Raw genomic sequence first — 21,036 nt, forward strand, 5'->3', positions numbered from 1 at the left:
CGCGTTTGGCCGGGTAGGGCGGGAGGCTTGTTCGGGGCCAGCGGGCCTGGTTAGGGTCTTGCCATGACCACCCCCCCCCCCCCCGAGTGCTGCTGATTCATTTGTAGACGAGCCGAGCCGGGAGCGGGCCGGCTCAGCAAAGGGACCCGGCGGGTGGCGGGGTTGTCGGTTGGGGTTGGTGCTGTTCGTCGCGTTCAGCCTGTTGGCGTCGGTTCTGGCCCCGGCGGCGTCCGGGCAGTCGCAGACGGGTTGGTATGTGAACGACAACCCCAGTTTGAACGGGCCGAGCCGGTACTGGTGGGCGGGGGACGCGGGCAAGGGGTACGGGTCGAACAACTACGTGTACACCTACGGCACCGCCGGGGAGTCCAACGCCGGCAACTGGGCGCGCTGGTCGATGGGCACAAGGGTCGGCCGCCAGGAGATCCAAGCCTATGTGCCCAACACCAGAGCCACCGCCACAGTGCTGTACCGCATCGACATCGGCGGCACCCAACGCACAAAGCGCATCGCCCAGCGCAACGCCTACGGGTGGACATCGCTTGGCACCTACGACACAGACGGCGACACAGTCACCATCACCCTTCGCGACAACGAAGCCACCCAGCACTGGAACCGCCACGGCAAGAGCAAAAGCAGCATCGGAGTAGACGCCATAAGAATGCGCTGCACCTCCTCCTGCACCACAACAACCACCCCCACACCCGCCCCCACCCAAGCACCCCAAACTTCTGTGCCGGGGGCGCCGCGGATAGTCGGCTTCGTCAACGGCGCCGACACCGTCGGCGTGGTGTGGAGCCCGCCGTCCGACAACGGCGGCGCGCCGATAACCGGATACACCATCGACCTCTACCTCAACAACCGCCGAATCGACACCAAAACCGTGGGCGCCGGCACAAGGGAGACCGAGTTCAAAGGCCTCAGCGCCGACACCGCCTACCAAGTCCGCATCACCGCCCACAACACCGCCGGCACCAGCACCCCCCGCACCGCCACCGCCCGCACCGGCGCCGCGACCAGCGCCCCAAGCGCGCCCCGAAGCCTGAGAGTGTCCGCGGACGAAAACAGCGCGACCGTGTCGTGGTCCGCTCCGTCCAACGACGGCGGCGCAGCAATATCAGGGTATCGGGCGGATTTGTACCGCGGGTCCACCCGCGTCAACCGCAAAAGCCTCTCCGCCTCCCAGCGGTCGACGGCTTTCACCGGCCTCAGCGCCGACACCGCCTACCAGATCAGAATCTCCGCCGAAAACACCGCCGGGCGCAGCGCCAGCGCCGCCGCCGGCTTCCGCACCGACCCCGCCCGCCAGCCCCAGACCTCTCCCCCAGATGCGCCGCGGATAGTCGGCTTCGTAAACGGCGCCGACACCGTCGGCGTGGTGTGGAGCCCGCCGTCTGACAACGGCGGCGCGCCGATAACCGGATACACCATCGACCTCTACCGCAACAACCGCCGAATCGACACCAAAACCGTGGGCGCCCAAACCAGGGAGACCGAGTTCAAAAACCTGAGCGCCGACACCGCCTACCAGATCAGGCTCACCGCCCGAAACACCGCAGGAACCAGCAACCCAACTGTCGCCAACGCCCGCACCGCGCGCGCGACCAGCGCCCCAAGCGCGCCCAGAAACATCAGAGTCACCCCAGACGAAAACAGCGCAACCGTGTCATGGAACCCGCCCTCCAACAACGGCGGCGCAGCAATAACGAGCTACCGGGCGGATTTGTACCGCGGCTCCACCCGCGTCGAGCGCAAAAACCTCTCCGCCTCCCAGCGGTCCACCACCTTCACCGGCCTCAGCGCCGACACCGCCTACCAGATCAGAATCTCCGCTGAGAACAGCGCCGGGCGCAGCGCCAGCGCCGCCGCCGGCTTCCGCACCGACCCCGCATCGACAGGGCAAGAGTCCGGCGTCCCATCCGGGCCGCGCAGCGTCAGGGTCACAGCAGGCGAGAACCGGGCGACAGTGTCGTGGTCTCCGCCCGCCAGCAACGGCAACAACCCCCTGACCGGATACCAGGCAGAGCTTTTCCGCGGCGGCACCTTCATCACCCGCAAGCACCTCTCGGCCTCCCAGCGGTCGACAAGCTTCAGCAACCTCAGCGCCGACACCGCCTACCAAGTCCTCGTCTCAGCCCGAAACAACCAAGGGCTCGGCACCCCGACCGCAGCCGACTTCACAACAGACGCCCCCGAAGACACCCGGTCAGTGACCATCACCCTGGGAGCAGACCGAGCCAACTGCCAAGACACATCGAAACCGTGCCGGTGGCTCAGCGCCCAGTTCTCCGGCTTCACCCCAGGCCGCCACAACGCCCACTGCTACTACAGCACCTCACCCACAAGCCTCGCCACCCGGTTCTGGTCAGGCACCGTCGACACCACAACGGGAACCGACCCCACCCTCTGCTGGCTCAACGCCACCCCAGGCCTCCACCTAACCGCAGTAATCGACGGCACCCAATCCAACACCATCCAACTAGCAGGCACCCCGCCCAGCGCAACTCCGCCTTCCAGTCCGAGAGGGTTGCGTGTCAGCAGACGCAGCCACAATAGCCTCTCAGTGTCTTGGTCTGCTCCGACCAGCAACGGGGGAAGCGCAATCACCGGATACCGAGTAGCGATTAAGGATGTAGTCGGCGTGTTTATCCCTTGGAATACTCTCCAAGAACAGAAAATCAATAATGATCAATTGTCAACAACTTTTTCTAAACTTGATGGAAATAAAGTATATCATATAACGGTTTATGCAATAAACAGTGCCGGAGAAAGCGCAGGTGATTATATATATGCGCGAACCTCGGCTTTTGTGGCGGGTGCGCCGCAGATCACTCGTACCTTTAGTTCCGGCGACACCGATACCGACGGCTTCTACGATCCCCACCAAGTCGTTGTGGTGTGGTCCCCGCCGTCTGACAACGGTAGTCCTTCAGTGTCGGGGTATCGGGTGGATTTGTATCACGGCTCCACCCGATTACAGCGCAAAAACCTCCCCGCCTTTGCGCGGTCGACATTTTTTTATGAAGTGAGCTCCGACACTACTTACGAGATCAGGGTTTCAGCCAAAAATAACCAAGGATTTGGCATCCCGGCAGTGTCCACATTCCGCACATCTGCCAAACCCGGCGTACCGAGGAACCTGCAAGTGAGGACAGGCGACCGGGCGCTGTCCGTTAGTTGGGGACTGCCTGAAGGCGACGACGGTTCTACTATCACCGAATACAGGGTCTCCTGGAACGACGGATCTCACTATGACTCGAGTATCGTCAAAAACATGAATCACGAAATTCTAGGGTTGTCCGAGGACACCACCTACACCGTCTCCGTCACCGCCATTAATGAACACGGCGAGGGAGGCCGGGTCTCGGAAAAGGAGACGACTCGGCGCGGGCGCAAGGCCTTCAAAGACCCTCATGGCAATCACAGGCCACTGCCACAGACAGGCAATGTTAAAGTAGATCTCCCCAACTACCAGTGGTCATCATATTCGTCTGACTACTGGACATTGCAAGGTAGCACATGTGGAGCCGCGGGCTGTAAACAGCACTTTGCTACAACCACCCAAGAAGATAGATCAGTCTACTGGTATATGGGACACCTGCAAGGTGTATTTAGATTTCAATACGAATCAGCCTCTAACGTTCACAGTGACCGATGGCCACTTCCCGGCAGGGTACGTTGGGAGATTTACGAAAAACGAGTCGGTGACGTTAAATTTCGATTGGTAGAGACATTCCTACCACCCACCACAAATAATATAAACGATTGGTGGCCTTATCCCAATGATCTTATCGAGCTGGATGGCGAGGTTCGAATACGGGCGCGAGGTAGAGATTCGGGTAAGCGGATTGCGGTCGGCCCCGTAGAGCTGGTTCATGTGGATGTTTTGCCTGAACACAAATTAACAGCCCAGTTGATGTGTGTCGATGAGCAGATTGATCAGCAAAACTTTGTGGCAGTGTTTACTACTCTTGGCAAAGTAATATTTGAGCAAGCTCTGAGCTACGTTGAAGATATGGCAGAACCAAATTCGGATCCTGTCGAATATTATAAAGAAGCAATGCAAGAAATTCTGAATGGAGAACTAGACAATATAATTAACGATAAGAATATGAGCCAAGCGCTACGGGATAAGGCCACTGATATCAAGAAGTCATTGAAAAAAGCCGGAAAATTTGTTAAGTATATAGAAATTGCTATACAAGCCTACGAGATGCTGGATGCATACGACAGCGCACTACCTGAGGCGTTGAAGCATCTCAGTACTGTTGCGCACCGCCAGAATCTTATAGAGAACCAGTGCTCGCCATTTCATAACAACATATTTTGGCAAGGGTATGCCAAATTCGATAAGGATGTGGCCGAGCTAGCCGCAAATGGCGAGCTTTACGGCAGCGCTACTGACATCTGCTACCCGGAATTCCGAAAATACCAACAGGAGCCGAAAGAAGCATGTTATTGGGCCTCTAGGTGAACTGGACATTCCTTTTTTGGCCGGTCACCTCGACTAGGAAGTAACCATGTTATTGATGGAAGGGGATGACGCGGCACCCCTCGATACCAACGCGTGGTTCGGCGAGGATGTACTCGGCTCAGGAGAAGGCCTAGCCTGTGCTGGCCCGCCGGCGGTCACAGTCGGGGATAGCCGACACCGTGATGGTCTCTGTAGGGAGGGGGTTCGAATGGTTCCGCTGGGCCGGGGTCAAGGCTCAGGGCGAGGCTGATCGCCTCGTTCAGCGGTATCTTCTCGCCCCACACCAACTGGCCCTGCATCGTCTCGTACCCTTCAGCAAGCGCCTCGTGCTCTGAGGTGGACGGGTCGAATGAGCGGATCGACGCGAACCCGTCTGGGGGGCGAGGAGGCGACCCAGGCCGGCGCCACTGCTGGGCAAGGTGCAGCAGGGCGGGGCTGTCCCGCCCGATGTGCCCCTCGAAGTCGCCGGCGCAGAGCGCGATGGAGGCCAGGTCGTACACGTCTCTCGCCCTGTACCTGATCGCGTTGAGGTCGCCCGACTCCGACATCTGCGTCTGGGCGAGCAGCTTGTTCATCGCCGTAGTGCCCGGTCCCAGGGCTAGGAACTCGAAGCCACCTAGCTCCGGGTGTGCCCTCAAGTCCTCATCGCTGGCCAGCCGGCCCATTAGGGAGGTGACAGGCATGTGCTCGGCCCATATCGGATGGGCGATTGCATCCTGCCGCACTATGTCCACGTTGGACAGGGCGGGGGAACCCTTGGTGGTGACCTTGAAGAAGAAGTGGTCAGCGCTTCGGCCCTCTGAGTTGTATGCACCCCCCAGGGATTTCGACACGGTTACGGCGGCCGCCTTGCACGATGCCTTGAACTGCTTTGGCTTGAGGTCGTCGTCGGGGTCGAGCACCAAGTCGATGTCCTCCGACCACCGTTCGGCCACATTCCACGCGGCAGAAAGAGAAGTCCCGCCTCCGAACATGATCCTCCCGGCCGATGAGCCGGCGGGAAGATGTTCGGTTGGGTAGGAGCGAAGAAGTTGTGAGCCTCCCAGGCGTGACTGCCAGGCGTAGAGGGTTCTGACCAGCCAATAGTCGTGGACGATCATCTCGGGGGTGAACCCGTAAGCGTTGGCAGCACTGCTTACCAGGCTCTCGAATTTGGCCCTGTTGTCAGCCAGAGGCGTCGCTTCAATCACACCTCCGCTTCCGTCCCTGGTGGTTGGCGAGGCGCCGAGGCCAACGGAGTGGCTCGCCACCCTGGGCAGGGTCTTCCCCTTGCCTCGACGAGTCTTGTGGGAGGGATGCGGGCATGTGTCCCAGTAGTTCCCGCAGGGAGATCCAAGGGCAGTTCGGGCCCCACATTTCCTGCGCTGGCCGCTCATCCCACCTCGACCACATCTGGCAGCTCGGACGCGAGCATGGACATAACGGAGCCGAAGGACATCTCACCCTCGCCAGCGGGCCACTTGGAGTCCGCTCTCTCGCTCTCAGCGGCCCACAGCAGCCTCTCCTTGTTGATGGGCGTGCGGGGCTTGTACTTCCAATTCCCCTCGACAATCCCGGAGATCGCGGAGCCCCAAAGGCGGGGGTCTGCCGCACCGCAGGAACGAGCGCCCTCAAGCAGGGTCGCCTCGTTCCAGTTGAGGTCGCGGCGACGGGGATTCGGGCGGTGCTTGTAGCCCACCCCCTCGCCTTTCAGGGGCATCTTCGGAGGAACCAGATTTCGGATAGGAACTGCGATCTCCACCTGCACAGGCACTTGCGTGCCCCACCCCAGGGCCAATAGCGCGTTCCAATCCGCGTACCCAGACCCCGGTGGGGCAGCCGCCCAGTAAAAGGACGAGTTGATGCGAGGAACGACCCCGTGCAAGCTGCTAATCGAAGGCGGCTGCCGCCAATAAAGACCGCGCGCCGCCCGCCCGATGATCGAAGGCGCATCAGCCAAAAGGCGTTTGATGAGATCGTTCACGATCTGCTTGGGGGCAGGCACCGCGGGCACAGTGAACCATGTGCCCGCGGGGAGTCCGACAATCCACTCTCTTGCCGCCTCTGTTTCCGTGGCCGGCCTCCCGCCGTGAGCCAGCATCATGTAGGAATTATATCACACCACTTGGAAATGTTCGGGGCTGATACACGCAAGTAAGCAGAATCGCCCTGACCAGGGGATACGCATGTGACCCCAAAGGCGTTATCCCAGCCAAGGGGACTGTTGGTTGCTTATGCATATGACCCCCCTACGCCTTCCCGTTCTTTGGATGATTGTCGAGGGTCATAGTCTTTGAGCCATGACCGTGACCCTTGAGGAGTTTCGCCGGCAAACCCAGGAGTTCCTAGCGGAGAACGCCGTTCCCCGCAGCGAGCCTCCTGTGGAATGGACTGAGGAATCGATGGTGGCCGAGTGCCGCAGGTTCCACGGCGCGCTGGCCGAAGCCGGGCTGGGGGGCATCGCCTACCCGGTGGAATACGGCGGACAGGGCCTGGACAAGAGCTACCTCGAGGTGTTCAACCAGGAGCTGTCCCGCTACCAGGCGCCGTTGGTGCCCGCGGCCATCTCGCATGGGATGTGCCTGCCGGTGATGAACGACTTCGGCACTGCCGAGCAGAAGGCCCGCTTCCAATCCCGCATGATCCGCTGCGACGACATCTGGTGCCAGATGTTCTCCGAGCCCGGCGCCGGCTCCGATGTGGCCTCTCTGGCCACCCGGGCGGTGCGCGACGGCGATGAGTGGGTGCTGAACGGCCAGAAGGTGTGGACCTCGGGCGCCCAGTATTGCGAATACGGGCTGTGCGTGGCCCGCACCGACCCCGCCCAGCCCAAACACCGGGGGCTGTCCATGTTCATCGTCGACCTGTCGCTGCCCGGCGTAGACATCCGGCCGCTGCGCCAGATCAACGGGAGCTCGCACTTCAACGAGATCTACCTGACCGACGTGCGGGTGAGCCACGACAGCCTGGTGGCGGGAGAGGGCGAAGGCTGGAACGTGGCAGTGGCCATGCTCATGTACGAGAGGGTGGCCATCGGCGCCGGCGGCTCCGGGGCCATGAGCGGCCGCATGGGCAGCACCCAGCTCATTGCCGAAGCCCAGAAGCGGGGTCTCAATACCGATCTCGTGACCCGAGGAGCTCTGGTCGATCTCCACATCAGGGAGCGGATCCAGGGCTTTATCGGGATGCGGATCCGCCAGGCGGCCGAGGCGGGGCGGGCGCCCGGACCGGAGGGGTCCATTGCCAAGCTGAACGCCGCGCTGATCAGCCGCCAGGCAGCCGATTTGGCCATCGAGCTGGCCGGTGCGTCGGGCCAGGCCTGGGCCGCCGACGACGATGACGGCCAACGGTGGGCCGACGGGGTGATCAGCTCGCCGGGGATGGGCATTGCCGGGGGTACCAACGAGGTGCAGCGCAACATCATCGGCGAGCGGGTGCTGGGCCTGCCCAAAGAGCCCGACCCCTACAAGGGCCAGCCCTGGGAAGCGGTGCCCCGCTCCTAGGTGTTCTGTCCATAGAGGTTGTTAGCTTGGGCTGGTAGCTCCGCTGTGGGGTGAGCCTCCGGTACCAGTGTGGTGGTTCACCGCAACTTGGACCGGCAAGGTCCGCTGTGCCCTGCACGCAGTACACACCGCTTGCGTGCCCGAGGCATTAACCGCCCGCACTCTCCTGATGGATTTTCATATCCCCGTGCGCTTAGCGGCCTTCGGTGGGGGGGAACCGCTGCGGAGGGCAGCGGTGGAATCGCTGCCTCGATGTCGAGGCTGTCGCCGACGTAATCCATCAGCTCAGGTGCCCTGCCGCGTAAATGGGAGAGTGCTGTGTCTGCCATATCAGCGTGCTGAGGGTCGGAGTCGAGCACTCCCGGCTCCTCCAATAAATGCACCAAGCGGCCGTGCGCCGGCGGGGGGTAGTCGTGTCCGTTCCGCTTGCAGTAGTGGGACAGCCCATCCTCAAGGCTGCATGCTCCCGACACATCGAGCGCGTAGATGTCGATGTAGTCCCTCAACTTCGCCCTGCGCGTGATGGTATCCAGCTTTGTGGCCATGATGTCCGCTGGGGATGCGACTGGCATACCGTCTATACGGACTGCGGGCCTGATCCAAGTCATGTCTGAGGGTCCGACTTCGTGGATGGTCGGCAATGCCCTGAACACGTCCACTTTCACATCATCCACCCGTGCGTGGAACATGTTGGGGCCTGTTTCTATCACCGCCACTGAACGCCCCGCTGCTTGCATCCTCTTGGCCACCGAGCGCCCAGAGAATTCCCGCAGGGTCATAACATCGAGGTCTTCTGACTGCCGATGTCGGAGATGCACTGCCAGCGCCGTCCCACCCACCAATCGCCCCTTGACCTCGTGAGCGACTTCAGCGACTGTGGGCCACAAGAGCCTTAGCCCATCGGGGAGCACATCGGCGTATTCGTCGATCCCCGTCACGCAGCGGCCTTCCTGCGAGCCAGCTCTCCGGCGATCATCTCGGACACCTCGCCTGTGTCAAGCCCACGCATTCCGAGACACTGAGCGAGCACCTCGTCGGGCATGTTCCTCAATGCCCATAAGCGGGCACACACATCACGTCCACCGATCAGGGTTGAGGCGATGTGAATACCGTGCTCCGACACCCTGAGCTGGCTGCCGTGCGTGCCTGACCAGAAGTGCCACCAGAATCGGCGGGGCACAGTGTCGGGAGCGTCGGGAGCCTGGGAGGTTTTCCGGAAGCGGAGGAAGTCGATTACCCGATGGCAAGCATCAGCCCAAGAGAGGCTCCATACCGTTTTGGCATGCAAGCCGTCCCCATACCCCAAACTGCGCTTCTCCCTGGTCGCTATTCCCCGCCGTTCCAAATCGGCCAGAACCTTGCAAGTTTGGGAATAGGACAACCCCGACAACTCTGCCGCCTTCGCAGCAGTCGCACCTCCTATGCGGTTCCTGAGCGCGTTGATTACCGCTTTTGTCCCGCCGCTCAGATGCGGAAGCGGACTGTCCTCAATGTCCAGATACGGCGGCAGCTGCTCCTTCAACCACGGATCGCCCGGAGCTTCGCCGCCCTGGCCGCCCTGGCCGACCAAATAGCGGATTCTCTCCTCTGCCCCCAGATCGGCCACCGGCGAAAGCACAGATGCAATCCTGTAAGCAGTCGCACGCGACAAAGAAGTCGTTTCCGACACGGATCGGGGCGAGATTTCGGACTGGGCAGCGACGGCGAGCCACACATCTGGGGGCAGGTTGGTTGAACCCAGACGAGTCCCCGTAGCGACAGTGAACTTCCTGCGGCACGCGCGACAACGCCACTGCCGCCAGCCAGCAGCGGTCGAGTCTGACTGGACCTTCCCCTCGCCGCCGCATGAGGGGCAGGATGGTGATCCGCCCCACCTGGCTTCTATGAGGTCGCCTTCCCCCAATTGCTTTGCAATGCTCTTCACCACCGCCATCTTATCACGGTTGGACTTGATTCTATACAGTGATAAGTCTTGCTGTGTCTAGGGCTGGAAAAGCAGCCGACCAAGCCGACAGGGAATGGGCCCCCATGCTGATCGGCTAACTGCTGGTCAACGCAACCCAAACCCGATCCACGGCCGCGGCCAGCTCTTCGGGAGTGCCGCCGTTTGTGATCACATGGTCTGCAATCGCCCGGCGCTGGGCGTCGGTGGCCTGGCTGGCCATACGGGCTCGGGCCTGCTCCTCGGTGAGGCCCCGCTCGATCAGCCGGGGCAAGCGCACTGCTTCGGGCGCCTCCACCACCACCACTTGGGTGTAGCCCCGCCCCGATTGCAGCTGCCCCAGCCGGCTCTCGGTCAAAACCGCCATGTCGAGCACCACCACTTGGACTTCTCCACTTTCGTCCAATTCCTGAATCTGCACGTCGAGCTCGGCGTTGATGGCCGGATGGCTGACTGCCTCCAGCGCAGCCAACCGATCCGGGCGGCCGAACACCTCGGCAGCCACCTTGGCCCGATCGATGTGCCCGTGGGCATCCACGATTGCGGGGCCGAAAGCGTCGATCACCCCCTGCTCGGCTCGACCCCCAGGAGCCAGCACTTGCCGCCCGATTGCGTCCACATCGATCACTGCGGCCCCGAGCTCCGCGAATCGGCTTGCTGCGGTCGATTTCCCCGCTCCAATCCCGCCAGTAAGACCCACGACCAGCATCAAAGTGAGGCTACCCCCAGGACTGGCGACCCTGGATAGCCCAACGAGTGCTGGGACTGTCAGACTTACCCCATGCGCGTCGAATTGACCGATGACCAGCTTGAGCTCCAGCAGGAACTGCGGACGTATTTTTCCAACCTGATGACCGACGAGGTGCGGGCGAAGATCCGCCACACCGAAACCGAGGCCAATGAGGACTACAAGGCACTGATCCGCCAGATCGGCAGCGACGGCTGGTTGGGCGTGGGCTGGCCGGTTGAGTACGGCGGCAAGGGGTTTACCCCCATCGAGCAGTACATCTTCTTCAACGAAGCCTGGGCCGCCCAGGTGCCGGTGCCGTTCCTCACCATCAACACGGTGGGCCCCACCATCCGGGAGTACGGGACCGACCGCCAGAAGGACTTCTTCTTGAAGAAGATCCTGGCCGGGGAGATGCACTTTTCCATCGGCTATTCCGAACCCACCGCCGGCACCGACCTAGCCGCGCTCAAGACCCGGGCGGTGCGCGACGGCGACGAGTGGGTTGTGAACGGCCAAAAGCAGTTCACCAGTCTGGCCTACGACGCCGACTACGTGTGGTTGGCGGCCCGCACCGACCCCGACGCCCCCGCCCACAAGGGCATCACCATGTTCTTGGCCCCCACCGACGACCCCGGCTTCGACATCCAGCCGTTCATCACCATGGGCGGCTCCCACACCACCTCCACGTTCTACGACAATGTGCGAGTGCCCGACTGGCTGCGGGTGGGCGAGGTGAACGGGGGCTGGGGCCTCATCACCAATCAGCTCAACCACGAGCGGGTGTCGTTGTGCGCCTCCGGGGGCATCGCCAATCTGGTGAACCAAGCGGTGGAATGGGCCAAAGAGGCCAAGCTGCCCGACGGCCGCCGGGTGATCGACCAGGAATGGGTGCAGGTCAAGCTGGCCGAGTGCCGGGCCCGGGTGGAGTTCCTGGACCTGTTGAACTGGAAGGTGGCCTACGAGAGCACCGTCGGCAACAACGTGAACCCTGCCTTGGCCTCCACCATCAAGGTTTGGGGATCGGAGTCGATGCACATCATCTACTCCGGTCTGACCGAGGTGGTAGGGGCTACTGGCCATCTCAAGAAGGGCTCCCCCCATGCCGAGTTCTCCAGTCGGATGGAGGAGTCGTACCGGGGCTGTTGGATTCTGACCTTCGGGGGCGGAACCAACGAGATCCAGCGGGACATCATCGGCATGGCCGGCCTCGGCCTGCCCCGCGAGAAGCGGCGCAAGTAGCGCAGGGAGGAGAGCGGAAATGGATTTCACTCTTAGTGAAGAACAGCAGGCGGTCTCCGAGCTGGCCAACCGGATCATGGGCGACCGCCTCGACATGGAGCGGCTCATGGAGATCGAAGCCGCCGATGAGTGGTTCGACCGAGGCCTCTACAGCGAGCTGGCCGCGGCTGGGCTGGTGGGCATCGGCCTGGGCGAGGACGTGGGAGGCGGCGGCCTGGACTTGATGGCCGTCGGACAGGTGCTGGAGGCCCAAGGCCGCCATGTCGCCCCGCTGCCATTGTGGAGCGGGATGCTGGCCGCGCTGGCAGTGGACGCTTTCGGCTCCGACGAGCAGCGTCAGCGAGAGCTCCCCGGCTGTGCCGACGGTTCCACCGTTCTGACCCTCGGCTTGCAGGAGTACCTGAACGACGACATCACCAACCCCACGGCCCGGGTGGTGGACGGCAAGATGGTGGGCACCAAAGAGGTGGTGGAGTTCGCGGCCGAGTCGTCCAAGATCGTGGTGGTAGCCGGCCTCGACGACGGCACTGACAATGGCATCATCAGCGGAACCGGGCTGTTCTTGGTGGACCTGTCCGACCCCGCAATCACCATGGAGGCGGGCGTGTCCACCCGGCTTCAACCGGTACACCAGGTGAGCTTCTATGGCGTCCCGTGCGAGCCGCTCGGCGACGCCGACGGCATCTCCGTAGCCTGGCTGGCCGATCGGGCCGTCGCCCTGCTGTGCGCCACTCAGATGGGCGTGGTGGATCGGGCACTGCGCCTGGCCGCCGAATACACCTCTGAGCGGGAGCAGTTCGGGCGTCCGGTGGCCACGTTCCAAGCAGTTACCCAGCGCTTGGCCGACCAATTCATGCACGTGGAGGCAGTGCGGCTGTGTACCAACGCCGTGCTCTACGACTTGACCGAGGGCAACGACGCTTCGCTACGGCTGCCCATCGCCAAGTGGTACGCCTCTCACTGGGCCCACGATGTGGCCCACGCCACCCAGCACGTCCACGGCGGCATGGGGGTGAGCGTCGACTACCCGCTGCACCGATACACCCTGTGGAACAAGCACATCGAATGCAGCCTGGGCGCCGGCACCCAGCAGCTTCGCGCTTTGGGGGCGCTGTTGGCCGGGTAGGGCGGGAGGCTTGTTCGGGGCTGGCTCGCGTCTTTAGGATCTGCCCCCCTTTACGTTGTTGGGTGGTCCCGGCCGTGGGAATGTTGGGGCTGGTTGCTCGCCGTGGCGGGTAGGGCTTTGTCCCCCCGTCGGTTGACGGCTCGGGGGGTGGTGCCGCCCGCTGCGGGGGGCGTCTGGGACCTCTGACAGGGACGTGTCTGCGGGTTGGCCCGCAGGGCTTTGTAAAGTGGTTGAGGCCGAGGCGCCGGGAGCTTCCGAGCAGTTTGTTCCCGGACGCAAGGAGTCCAGCCATAGAGGATTTACATACCTAATTTGGGCCGATCCAGAAGGCTGCTCAGCCGGCCCCATGGGGATGTGCCCTGGCTTGCCTGGCCGCGGGCTGTTAAGTCTGGGTTGTGCGTTCCCCCGGAAGAATTGCAGAACCCTTCCGGTTTGGGTAGTGTTCTGCAATGGGATTGGTGGGAGTGCGAGAAGCGGCCGGGCGTCTCGGCGTGTCGCCCCGGCGTGTCCGGCAGATGATAGCCGACCGGAGGCTGCCTGCCCGCCGAGTGGGACGGGCCTGGGCCATAGACGAGCACGCCATCAAACCGTCGGCCCGCCGGCCCGCCCATCGGCCTTGGAAGCCGGCCTCCGCCTGGGCGGTGCTCGCCGCCGTCGACAGCGGGCAGGCTCCGCCTCAGATGCCCGCCCACGAGAGGCACCGCGCCCGCGAACGGGCCGCTGAGGGACTTTATGCCGTGGCCGGCCGCCTCTCCGAGCGGGCCGAGCGCAGATGCTTCTACGCCCATCCCGCCGATCTGGTTCGCATCCTCGAAGACCCCGGTGCCGTCAGGGCTGGCCCGTCCGCTGCCGCCGACCACGGCATCGACCTCGTGGGCACAGGCCCAGAGGAGGCATATGTATCCGAATCCGCGCTGGCCCGCATCGTCGCCGCCTGCCACATCGAAGAGCGCTCTGAGCGGCCCAACCTCGTTCTGCGTGTCGTCGCCGACGCCGACTGGCCTTTCCCCCAAGGCGCCGAAGTCGTCCCCCCCGTCGTCGCCGCCGTAGACCTGCTTGAATCCGACGACGAACGCGCCCGCCGGGCAGCAGAGCAGATACTCGACGGACGATGACCGCCCGTCCCGTCGTCGACTGCCCGCCTGTCGCCCTGCCCATATACCCCGGCAGCACCCCGATATGGGATGCCCTGCTGGAACTGTCCAGCGACCTCGTCCACCCCGAATGGACTCTCATCGGCGGGCAGATGGTCATGCTCCACGCTGCGGAGAACGGCGCTGCCCCGCTGCGCGTCTCCCGCGATCTCGATGTCGTCGTCAACGCCCGCGTCGCTACCGGAGCACTACGCAGATTCGCCGACTCGCTCCAGCAGCGCGGCTTCGACCTCACCGGCGCTTCCCCCGACGGGATCGCCCACCGCTACACACGCGGTCAGGCCAGCATCGACCTGCTTGCTCCCGAAGGGCTGGGCCGCAACGCCGACCTCACCACCACTCCGCCCGGGCGCACGCTCCAAGTGCCTGGAGGCAGTCAGGCGCTCGACCGCACTGAGATGGTTCCCGTCGCTCACGCTGGACAGCAGGGCTTCGTGCCCCGCCCGTCGCTTCTCGGGGCCATCATCGTCAAAGCTGCCGCGGTCAGCGTGGACGACGCGCCCCGCGCCCAAGAACTCGACCTCGCCCTGCTGCTGAGCATGGTCACAGACCCTGCTGCGCTGTCCGCAGAGATGACACGCAAGGACCGCAAAAGACTCCGTCGAGTTGGGCTCGGATGTTCCGATCACCAGGCATGGTCGGCGTTCGACCCCGACACCGCCGATCGGGCACGGCTCGCATACCGCTACATGACCGACGCGCCCAGTCTGAGTTGAGCGCCCAGCAGGCATCACGGAAGCGCAGGAAGGAATCACTCTGTGATCGTTTCGCGGGGTGAGCGTGGGTTATCCGTTGCGCCGTTATGCCCTGTGGAACAAGCACATCGAGTGCTGCTGGGCGCCGGCGCCCAGCAGCTTCGTGTTTTGGGGGTGCGGTTGGCCGGTTAGGGCGGGAGGCTTGTTCGGGGTCGGCGGGCGTCGTTAGGGTTTGGCCATGACCCCCCCCCCCCCCAGAGTGCTGCTGATCCGTTTGTAGGAGAGCCGAGCCGGGAGCAAGCCGGCTCGAGAGGGGGACCCGGGGGGTGGCGGGGTTGTCGGTTGGGGTTGGCGCTGTTCGTCGCGCTCTGTTTGTTGGCCTCGGTTCTGGCCCCGGCGGCGTCCGGGCAGTCGCAGCAGACGTCGTGGCATGTGAACGACAACCCCAGCTTGAACGGGCCGAGCCGCTACTGGTGGGCCGGCGACGCCGGCAAGGGGTACGGGTCGAACAACTACGTGTACACCTACGGCACCGCAGGCGAATCAAGCGCGGGCAACTGGGCGCGCTGGTCGATGGGCAAAAGGGTCGGCCGCCAGGAGATCCAGGCCTATGTGCCCAACACCAGAGCCACCGCCACAGTGCTGTACCGCATCGACATCGGCGGCACCGAGCGCACCAAGCGCGTCGCCCAGAACAACGCCTACGGGTGGACATCGCTGGGCGCCTACGACACAGACGGCGACACAGTCACCATCACCCTTCGCGACAACGAAGCCACCCAGCACTGGAACCGCCACGGCAAGAGCAAAAGCAGCATCGGAGTAGACGCAATCAGAATGCGCTGCATCTCCTCCTGCTCGACGGCATCCGAGGTCATCGTCGTGCCCATCCCCATCCAGGGGCCTGATGCCGACGAGCCGTCCGCGCCACGAAGCCTGAGGGTGACCGCCGATGAGGACAGCGCGACCGCGTCGTGGTCCGCGCCCTCCGACGACGGGGGCGCAGCCATAACGGGCTACCGGGCGGATCTGTACCGCGGCAACACCCGCGTCGACTCCAAAAACCTCACAGCCTCCCAGCGGTCGGCCGCATTCACCGGCCTCAGCGCCGACACCGCCTACCAGATCCGCGTCTCCGCTGAGAACAGCGCCGGCCGCAGCGACCGCGCCACCGCGAGCTTCCGCACCGACGCCGCCCCCCAGCGCCAAGCTGCGCGGTCTGTGAGGATCGCGCTGGCCGCGGACCGCGCCGGCTGCGGCGACACATCCAAGCCGTGCCGGTGGCTCAGCGCCTCCTACTCCGGGTTCGCCCCCGGCACCTACCGCGTGCGCTGCTACAGGAGCACATCGCCGAACAGCCTGGGAACCCAGTTCACCTCATTCACCACCTCCAGAGCCAGCGGCACCAACCCCGCGCTCTGCTGGTTCAACGGAACCCCCGGCCGCCACCTCACCGCAGTCGTCGACGGAGTCCAATCCAACACCATCCAATTCACAGGCACCCCCCCAACACCCCAGACCACTGCGCCCGGAGCGCCGCGGATCGTCGGCTTCGTCAACGCAGCCGACACCGTCGGCGTGGTCTGGGGCCCGCCGTCCGACAACGGCGGCGCGCCCATAACCGGATACACCATCGACCTCTACCTCAACAACCGCCGAATCGACACCAAAACCCTGGGCGCCCAAACCAGGGAGACAGAGTTCAAAAACCTCAGCGCCGACACCGCCTACCAAGTCCGCATCACCGCCCGAAACACCGCCGGCACCAGCAACCCAACCGTCGCCAACACCCGCACCGGCGCCGCGACCAGCGCCCCAAGCGCCCCCAGAAACATCAGAGTCACCCCAGACGAGAACAGCGCGACCGCGTCGTGGAACCCGCCCTCCAACGACGGCGGCGCAGCCATAACGGGCTACCGGGCCGACCTCTACCGCAACAACACCCGCGTCAACCGCAAAAGCCTCTCCGCCTCCCAGCGATCCACCACCTTCGCCGGCCTCAGCGCCGACACCGCCTACCAGATCAGAGTCTCCGCCGAAAACACCGCCGGGCGCAGCGCCAGCACCGCCGCCGGCTTCCGCACCGACCCCGCCCGCCAACCACAGGCGTCTGCGCCGGGGGCGCCGCGGATCGTTGGCTTCGTCAACGGCGCCGACACCGTCGGCGTGGTGTGGAGCCCGCCGTCTGACAACGGCGGCGCGCCGATAACCGGATACACCATCGACCTCTACCTCAACAACCGCCGAATCGACACCAAAACCGTGGGCGCCCAAACCAGGGAGACCGAGTTCAAAGGCCTCAGCGCCGACACCGCCTACCAGATCAGGCTCACCGCCCGAAACACCGCAGGAACCAGCAACCCAACCGTCGCCAACGCCCGCACCGCGCGCGCGACCAGCGCCCCAAGCGCGCCCCGAAACCTCAGAGTTTCTGCCGATGAGGACAGCGCGACCGTGTCGTGGAACCCGCCGTCCAACGACGGCGGCGCAGCCATAACGGGCTACCGGGCCGACCTCTACCGCAACAACACCCGCGTCAACCGCAAGAACCTGTCCGCCTCCCAGCGATCCACCACCTTCACCGGGCTCAGCGCCGACACCGCCTACCAGATCAGAGTGTCCGCTGAGAACAGCGCCGGGCGCAGCGCCAGCGCCGCCACCGGCTTCCGCACCCACCCCGCATCGACAAGACAAGAGTCCGGCCTCCCCTCCGAGCCGCGCAGCGTCAGGGTGACCGCAGGCGAGAACCGGGCGACAGTGTCGTGGTCCGCGCCCGCCAGCAACGGCAACAACCCCCTGACCGGATACCAAGCAGAGCTCTTCCGCGGCGGCACCTTCATCACCCGCAAGCACCTCTCCGCCTCCCAGCGGTCGACAAGCTTCACCAACCTCAGCGCCGACACCGCCTACCAAGTCCTCGTCTCAGCCCGAAACAACCAAGGCCTCAGCACCCCGACAGCAGCCGGCTTCACAACAGACGCCCCCGAAGACACCCGATCAGTGACCATCACCCTGGGCGCAGACCGGGCCAACTGCCAAGACACCTCCAAACCCTGCCGGTGGCTCAGCGCCCAGTTCTCCGGCTTCACCCCCGCCCGCCACAACGCCCACTGCTACTACAGCACAACACCGCGAACCCTCGGCACCCGATTCTGGTCAGGCACCGTCGACACCACAACGGGAAACGACCCCACCCTCTGCTGGATCAACGCCACCCCAGGCCTCCACCTAACCGCAGTAATCGACGGCGTCCAATCCAACACCATCCAACTAGCAGGCACCCCGCCCACCGCACCGGGTGCGCCTCGGAATGTGAGGGCCGTGCCAGTGAACAGCGACCAAATAAAAGTGACCTGGGACCCACCCGCCAACAGCGGAAGCAGCCCCATCACCCACTACACAGTGAACTTCTCCCGACCCCCCAGCAGCTTCAGCCAAACAGCAAGAGTAAGCGCAACTGCCGGCAACACCTACACCTACCCAGCCAACAAACTACGCCAAAACACCGTCTACACGATCAAAGTAACCGCAATAAACCAAACCGGCCTACCCAGCCCCGCATCCACCACCACCGCCCGAACCACTTTCGCCAACACCCGGGCCTCCGCGCCCGGCGCTCCCAGAAGCCTCAGAGTGACCCCAGGCGAGGACAGCGCAACCGTGTCGTGGTCCCCGCCGTCGGGCGACGGGGGCGCAGCCATAACCGGTTATCGGGCGGAGCTGTACCGCGGGCCCACCCGGGTGGAGCGCAAAAACCTGTCCGCCTCCCAGCAGTCGGCGACTTTTGCCGGGCTGAGCGCCGACACCCCCTACCAAGTGCGGATACAGGCGCAGAACGCCGCCGGAACCAGCACCCACACAACCACGACCTTCCGCACCCACACCGCCACACAAATTTTCGCCAACGCGCGCCCCGGAATCGGCGCCCCAAGCGCACCGAGGAGTTTGAAGGTGTCCGCCGACGAGGACAGCGCAACCGTGTCGTGGTCTCCCCCTGCCAGCAACGGCGGCAACTCCCTAACCGGATACCAGGTAGAACTGTTCCTCTACGGCGGCCTCATCACCAGCAAGACCCTGGCGACCTCGAACCGGTCGACAAGCTTCACCAACCTCAGCGCCGACACCACCTACCTAGTCCTCGTCTCAGCCCAAAACAACCTAGGACTAAGCACCCCAACAGCGATCGACTTCACAACAGACGCCCTCGACGAGACCCGATCGGTGACCATCAGCCTTGGGGCAGACCGGGCCAACTGCCAAAACACGTCAAAACCGTGCCGATGGATCAGCGCATCCTTCTCCGGCTTCACCCCCGGCCGACACAACGCCAAGTGCTACTACAGCACCTCACCGAAAAGCCTGGGCACCCGCTTCTGGTCAGGCACCGCCGACACCACACCGGCAACCGACCCCACCCTCTGCTGGCTCAACGGCACCCCAGGCCTCCACCTCACCGCAGTCATCGACGGCGTCCAATCCAACACCATCCAACTAGCAGGCACCGTGACGAGTAGGCCTTTGTTTGAAACCCTGACACCAACGCTGCAAGTCCATTTGGTGGATGGAAGGGATTCCAATTCATACAAAGAAGACCTCTCAATATCATGGAACCCAATAGAAGATGGCGGTAACCCTATAAGCAATTACGAGCTTTGCATTTCCAGAGACCCCGTAACTGTAGGGCCAGATAAAAGAGCATCATCCTTCCAAAGGTGCTACACCTACACAAGAGATACTAAATTTACCTTTGATGCCATCCAGTGCGGCACTTATACCATTATACTACGTGGAAACAACGGCAAGGAATGGAGTAAATACACGCATACAAGTATATATACTGGAGGTAACTGCAATTCTCCGAATCCAAATTTACGGACAATAGAAACAAATCTAAAATTCGAAGAATATTGTTCCAATTGTTTACAACAACAGCAAAAAGTAGACGGAATAATAGTCACCTGGGAAATACCTAAATATTCAATCTATGGAGATAAAAAACCTGATTTTAAATATGAAATAGAGTGGGGATATGTTGAATTCAATATGACCAAACTTGGAGAGCAATACAAAAAGCTCGAAGGAAACATAACAGATCAACAACGCAGTTCAATATTATATGAGATTGACAATCTTTTGAAGGGATTTCCTGTAGGAATAGATGGATCATCAACATCAAGAAAATGGACACAACCATTCGGGTGTCGTGCAGAATTGCCTTACAAGGTATATTCTGGCCAAGGCCACGCAATCTTCAATAGCTATTCCACTGACCCCCTTAGCCTTAGCAGGGGACTTATTGCCTGCCCCAGACCCGACTGGGAGTGCAAATACGATACCAAGGAGGGAACGACCACTTGTGGCAATCACGAATACTGCAAATACAACATTTTGTCTGACTATCTGCTCAGTTATAGTTGTGGTGACTCTAAAGAAGAAACAGTACTTGGTCAATCGACGTTATCTATTAAGTCACCATTCTTTGTGATTGAAGGACATGATTGCGCAGATAACAGAAGACTTAGGGTTAGAATTCGATATTTCATCGAGAATCTTCCTACTCCTCTTGTTCCTCCGAAAGAAGTTGGACAGTGGTCAGATTGGACACACGCGTACACTAATTGTGGCCAACAAAAGAATAATATTGCCTGCACCGCAGTGAGGGGATATAACATACTTAAGAACATTAAGGATCTCTTCAATGTGCTGAATTGGGGCGTTACATTTATAAGTATTCTACTGGCAGCCAAAAGCGCAGGTTTGACCGTTGCTGCTGCGCAAGGAGCAAGGGAAGTTATTACAAAAGCTTTCCCATTTTTTGTCAAGACATTCATAATGCAGCATGTAAAGAGCCGGGCTTTGAAGCAAATATTTAGAACGCTCCTGGTTGAATTTGGAAAAAATCAATTGGAAACTGAGGCTCAGTCCATCACAAAACATATTTTTGGATGTTTGGATTCTGTAATGGATTTGACGCCCGAAGAACTAGAAGCTTTGGGTACTGAGATTTTTAGCCAGCTATACGAAGAAAATCGCACTGGCATCAATTGGAACAATGTGTCCAAAAATATCGGATACGCTTTCGGGAGCACCTTTTATGGGTCTTCGCGTTGATGCTGGGGCCGGGTGATTTTGTCCCTCTACCCCGGGCCAGGAATGGCAAGCTCTATTGGTGGGCTGAGTATCCCCGGTGAACT

12 protein-coding genes and 1 pseudogene are annotated in these 21,036 nt (G+C 62.1%); 7 read left to right on the plus strand and 6 right to left on the minus strand.

The features are described from left to right. Positions 1 to 256: 256 nt before the first annotated feature. Entirely contained in the window at positions 257 to 4,474 is a 4,218-nt protein-coding gene (locus ACOQPI_RS14285) for a fibronectin type III domain-containing protein (RefSeq protein WP_420620293.1), read from the plus strand. A gap of 155 nt (positions 4,475 to 4,629) precedes the next feature. On the opposite strand, the gene ACOQPI_RS14290 is transcribed toward ACOQPI_RS14285, so the two are convergent. Next, positions 4,630 to 5,664 (minus strand): nucleotidyl transferase AbiEii/AbiGii toxin family protein, encoded by a 1,035-nt coding sequence (locus tag ACOQPI_RS14290; protein WP_420620294.1) that lies wholly within the window; start codon positions 5,662 to 5,664, stop codon positions 4,630 to 4,632. Between the two features lie 182 nt (positions 5,665 to 5,846). Further along, positions 5,847 to 6,557, minus strand: a complete 711-nt coding sequence (locus tag ACOQPI_RS14295) for a hypothetical protein (protein WP_420620295.1) — start codon at positions 6,555 to 6,557, stop codon at positions 5,847 to 5,849. 196 nt (positions 6,558 to 6,753) lie between these two features. On the opposite strand from ACOQPI_RS14295, the gene ACOQPI_RS14300 reads away from it, so the two are divergent. After that, positions 6,754 to 7,956 (plus strand): acyl-CoA dehydrogenase family protein, encoded by a 1,203-nt coding sequence (locus ACOQPI_RS14300; protein ID WP_420620296.1) that lies wholly within the window; start codon positions 6,754 to 6,756, stop codon positions 7,954 to 7,956. 77 nt (positions 7,957 to 8,033) lie between these two features. On the opposite strand, the gene ACOQPI_RS14305 is transcribed toward ACOQPI_RS14300, so the two are convergent. From ACOQPI_RS14305 to coaE, 4 genes and pseudogenes are all read right to left on the minus strand, one after another. Beyond that, on the minus strand, positions 8,034 to 8,894 hold the full coding sequence (locus ACOQPI_RS14305; RefSeq protein ID WP_420620297.1) for a nucleotidyl transferase AbiEii/AbiGii toxin family protein: 861 nt from the start codon (positions 8,892 to 8,894) through the stop codon (positions 8,034 to 8,036). Further along, positions 8,891 to 9,574 carry a hypothetical protein gene (locus ACOQPI_RS14310; RefSeq protein ID WP_420621081.1) on the minus strand — a complete coding sequence of 228 codons (684 nt, stop codon included), beginning with the start codon at positions 9,572 to 9,574 and terminating at the stop codon, positions 8,891 to 8,893. Before ACOQPI_RS14310 ends, ACOQPI_RS14305 begins: the two co-directional genes overlap by 4 nt. Positions 9,575 to 9,736: 162 nt before the next feature. Continuing rightward, positions 9,737 to 9,889, minus strand: a pseudogene (locus ACOQPI_RS14315) (transposase); the annotation flags it as partial. Positions 9,890 to 9,995: 106 nt separating this feature from the next. Further along, a complete protein-coding gene (gene coaE, locus ACOQPI_RS14320) occupies positions 9,996 to 10,607 on the minus strand; it encodes a dephospho-CoA kinase (RefSeq protein ID WP_420620298.1) in 612 nt (203 codons plus the stop codon). A 72-nt stretch (positions 10,608 to 10,679) separates the two neighbouring features. On the opposite strand from coaE, the gene ACOQPI_RS14325 reads away from it, so the two are divergent. The 5 genes from ACOQPI_RS14325 (at position 10,680) to ACOQPI_RS14345 (ending at position 20,953) form a co-directional block, all read left to right on the plus strand. Beyond that, the gene (locus tag ACOQPI_RS14325; RefSeq protein WP_420620299.1) at positions 10,680 to 11,867 is read left to right on the plus strand and encodes an acyl-CoA dehydrogenase family protein; all 1,188 of its coding nucleotides are present in this window, start codon (positions 10,680 to 10,682) and stop codon (positions 11,865 to 11,867) included. Between the two features lie 19 nt (positions 11,868 to 11,886). After that, a complete protein-coding gene (locus ACOQPI_RS14330; RefSeq protein WP_420620300.1) occupies positions 11,887 to 12,993 on the plus strand; it encodes an acyl-CoA dehydrogenase family protein in 1,107 nt (368 codons plus the stop codon). Between the two features lie 449 nt (positions 12,994 to 13,442). After that, on the plus strand, positions 13,443 to 14,108 hold the full coding sequence (locus ACOQPI_RS14335) for a helix-turn-helix domain-containing protein (RefSeq protein WP_420620301.1): 666 nt from the start codon (positions 13,443 to 13,445) through the stop codon (positions 14,106 to 14,108). Next, on the plus strand, positions 14,105 to 14,863 hold the full coding sequence (locus tag ACOQPI_RS14340; RefSeq protein WP_420620302.1) for a hypothetical protein: 759 nt from the start codon (positions 14,105 to 14,107) through the stop codon (positions 14,861 to 14,863). Before ACOQPI_RS14335 ends, ACOQPI_RS14340 begins: the two co-directional genes overlap by 4 nt. Positions 14,864 to 15,190: 327 nt before the next feature. After that, positions 15,191 to 20,953: a fibronectin type III domain-containing protein gene (locus ACOQPI_RS14345; RefSeq protein WP_420620303.1), complete on the plus strand. Its 5,763-nt coding sequence runs from the start codon at positions 15,191 to 15,193 to the stop codon at positions 20,951 to 20,953. The last annotated feature ends 83 nt before the right edge of the window (positions 20,954 to 21,036 follow it).

This window comes from Candidatus Poriferisocius sp. (assembly GCF_965219815.1).
Taxonomy (GTDB): Bacteria; Actinomycetota; Acidimicrobiia; order Acidimicrobiales; family Bin134; genus Poriferisocius.